Below are 3,226 nucleotides of genomic sequence, written 5' to 3'. Positions count from 1 at the left end.
AGAGTGGCCAAACTTTCTTCAAGAAATCTATTAAAATCATTTTCAGCAATACTATTTTCTGTATTGTTATCCGCAATGGTAAGATTTTCTATTTCATCATACAAATCTTCACGCACTTTACCAGATCTAATTACCTTAAAGACTTTATACCTTATAGCGGTATATAAAAATGCATTCAGATTCTTAACTTCAAGACTTTCTCTTCTCACCCATAAATTTACAAGTACTTCCTGTACCAGATCCTCGCAAGTTTGACGATCTCTTAATAAATTATATGCCGATATATAGATCTTCGACCAATATTTATTATAAATCCTTTCAAAAGCAGAGCGATCTCCCTGACGCATCAATTCTAAAAGTTCATCATCTGGCCAAAGCTGTATTCCTGTATGCGACATTACCTGCTATAATATGAAAGCGAAATTAAAGAATATTGAATTTCCGAAATATTAATCAATTATCAATATTTTATTAAGAAATAAGCTTCCTGAAGGTTTAATTGGTTATAGAAAAGGACCAAAGTGAGCCTTTGAAAAGTGCTTATTTTAGTCCTTTTTTTAATATTAAATTCTATATTTCTTATCCTGAGAATTTCTAAATCAGATCAAATCCAATATCTTTTCTAAAAGTAGCACCGTCGAAATAAATTCTTCCTGCATCAGCAGTAGCTTGTTGTAGTGCTTTAAAGATATCGTCCTGCAATGTACTAACTGTTAATACGCGGCCTCCATCTGTTTTAACCACTTCCCCATCGGATATCGTTCCTGCGTGGAAAACAATAGAATCTTCTACGTTTTCTATGCCTGTTATTTCTTTTCCTTTAATATAATCTCCCGGATAGCCAGCTGATACCACCACAACAGTAGCTGCTGTTTTTGGAGACACTTTCAACTGGTAATCAGCAATCTGCTGCTTTGCTACTGCCTGGAACATCTCTACTACATCACTTTCTATTCTTAAAAAAACACTCTCCGTTTCCGGATCGCCCATCCTACAGTTGTATTCAATTACATATGGATTACCGTTATCATTCATTAAACCAATAAAGATAAAACCTCTGTAGTCTATGTTATCTTTTTTAAGTCCTTCTACCGTTGGTATAACCACTTGGTCTTTTACTTTTTGCAAGAAGGCCTCATCTGCAAATGGCACCGGAGAAACAGACCCCATACCGCCTGTATTCAGACCTGTATCGCCCTCACCTATTCTTTTGTAATCTTTCGCTTCCGGCAAGATGATAAAATCTTTACCGTCGGTAAGTACGAAGACAGATAATTCAATTCCTTTCAGAAACTGTTCGATGACAACTTTGGAACTTGCTTCGCCAAATTTCGCATCTGCAAGCATTAGTCTTAACTCTGCTTTTGCTTCGTCTAAAGTTGTACAAATCAAAACACCTTTTCCCGCAGCCAACCCATCTGCTTTCAGTACAATTGGTAACGACTGAGTCTCAAGATATGCCAATCCGTCTTCCAAAGTATCTTTCGTAAAAGTTTTAGATGCTGCTGTAGGTACTCCATGTCTTTGCATGAATTGCTTAGAAAAATCTTTACTACCTTCTAACTGAGCACCATCCTGCTTTGGCCCAACTACCGGAATGTGTTTGATATCTTTATCCCCAAGGAAAAAATCGTGGATTCCTCTTACCAAAGGCTCTTCCGGTCCCACAATTACCAACTCAATATTTTGTTCTATAACCAGATTTTTAATAGCAGCGAAATCGGTTACTTTAATATTTACATTCTCTCCGTATTGCTTTGTACCCGCGTTACCAGGTGCAATAAACAATTTTGAACACAATGGACTTTGAGCAACTTTCCAGGAAAAAGTACTTTCTCTTCCTCCTGAACCAAGGATAAGGATATTCATTCGCCAAAAATACTATATCCTTTGCAAATTGGAGCAAAAATATTTCCTTTATACAGTCTAACCATACGATGCTAAATATTTAATAATCATTTGTAACTATCTCTTTATATATTTTGTCTCATTGTGGAACAATTATTGACAGTAACGGGTTAAATGAAAAAAATTACTGATTTTTTTTGGTTCTGCTCCGGTGCTCACATAGAGCTGTTAAAAAAATATCCGACAGAACACAACAAATTTGTAGGCATCGGCGCTACTATCTTCTTCACCGCTCTATTTGCCAGTCTATCTGGCGGTTACGCTATGTATTTTGTTTTCGCTGGTAATCCTGCGGCACTCGTTTTTGCGATTGTCTTCGGACTTATATGGGGATTGGCCATATTCAACATGGACAGATACATCGTTTCCAGCATTAAGAAAACCGGGTCTGGTAACCATCAGATTATGCAGGCATTGCCCAGAATTCTACTCGCTATTATGATTGGAATTGTAATCTCCAGACCTTTGGAATTAAAAATTTTCGATAAGGAGATCAGACAGAAACTTAAAACCAGCTATCTGAACGGGCAACGCGATAAAATTGATACGCTAAATAAAGCGTTCTCTAATAAATATCAGCTTGAATTGGTGAAATCGGAAGAGCTTAAAACAGAGAAAGATTCACTGGAAAAGGACATTAACAGATCCAGATATATATTAAATCAGGAAGTTTTTGGAGACAAAACTAACCAGACCAGCGGTGTGGTAGGATTTGGTACCTATGCTAAACAAAAACAGTCTGTTATAGACCAAAAAGAACAGAGATTAGTACAGGTAAGGTCTGATTTGCAGAGTTTGGAAAATATAATTAACAGAAGGAAAGAACTGGAGGGACTTAACAGCACCCGTTTATTTAATGAAAAAGAATTAGATAGCTTAGCAAATATTGCAGGATTTGCAGACAGGAATTATGCCCTGGGTCAGCTTTCCTTCAATCCGGACGGCACCCGGGATGTAGATACTTATCTTGCAATATCTTTTATATCCTTCTTATTTATTCTTTTAGAATGTTTACCGGTATTCGTGAAGCTGATGTCTGACAAAGGCCCTTATGATATAGCTTTAGAAAATGTAGAAACTGTTGCTATTCATCATAGCGAAAGGGATAGAGAACATGAAGTAACTGTCTCAGATAATATTCAGGATACGTTGAACGAAACAGAGGCTTCTAAACGTAAAACATTTATCGAAAGAAGAGCAAAGAAAGATTTAGAGGATTGGGAATATTAGTAAAATCCCGAAATTCTGGTACACCAAGATTCTTTCACAAACTTCCTTGATTCCAATGAAAACATTCAAGAAGGAATCTTTGAGAAGG

3 protein-coding genes are annotated in these 3,226 nt (G+C 36.6%); 1 reads left to right on the top strand and 2 read right to left on the bottom strand.

Going from position 1 to position 3,226, the window contains the following annotated elements; translation table 11 throughout:
• Both ABWO41_RS17010 and purD read right to left on the bottom strand, forming a co-directional pair.
• The coding region (locus ABWO41_RS17010) for an RNA polymerase sigma factor (RefSeq protein WP_353140586.1) at nucleotides 1-398 on the bottom strand (398 nt) is incomplete at its 3' end.
• A gap of 196 nt (nucleotides 399-594) precedes the next feature.
• The gene (purD, locus tag ABWO41_RS17005) at nucleotides 595-1,869 is read right to left on the bottom strand and encodes a phosphoribosylamine--glycine ligase (protein WP_353140583.1); all 1,275 of its coding nucleotides are present in this window, start codon (nucleotides 1,867-1,869) and stop codon (nucleotides 595-597) included.
• A gap of 153 nt (nucleotides 1,870-2,022) precedes the next feature.
• Between purD and ABWO41_RS17000 the strand changes: the two genes are divergently transcribed.
• A complete protein-coding gene (locus ABWO41_RS17000) occupies nucleotides 2,023-3,138 on the top strand; it encodes a DUF4407 domain-containing protein (protein ID WP_353140580.1) in 1,116 nt (371 codons plus the stop codon).
• The last annotated feature ends 88 nt before the right edge of the window (nucleotides 3,139-3,226 follow it).

The sequence above is a fragment of the Pseudopedobacter sp. genome (assembly GCF_040392825.1).
Classification (GTDB): Bacteria; Bacteroidota; Bacteroidia; order Sphingobacteriales; family Sphingobacteriaceae; genus Pseudopedobacter.
The sequence above is the reverse complement of the archived record's forward strand: the minus strand, read 5'-3'. Positions and strand labels throughout refer to the sequence as shown.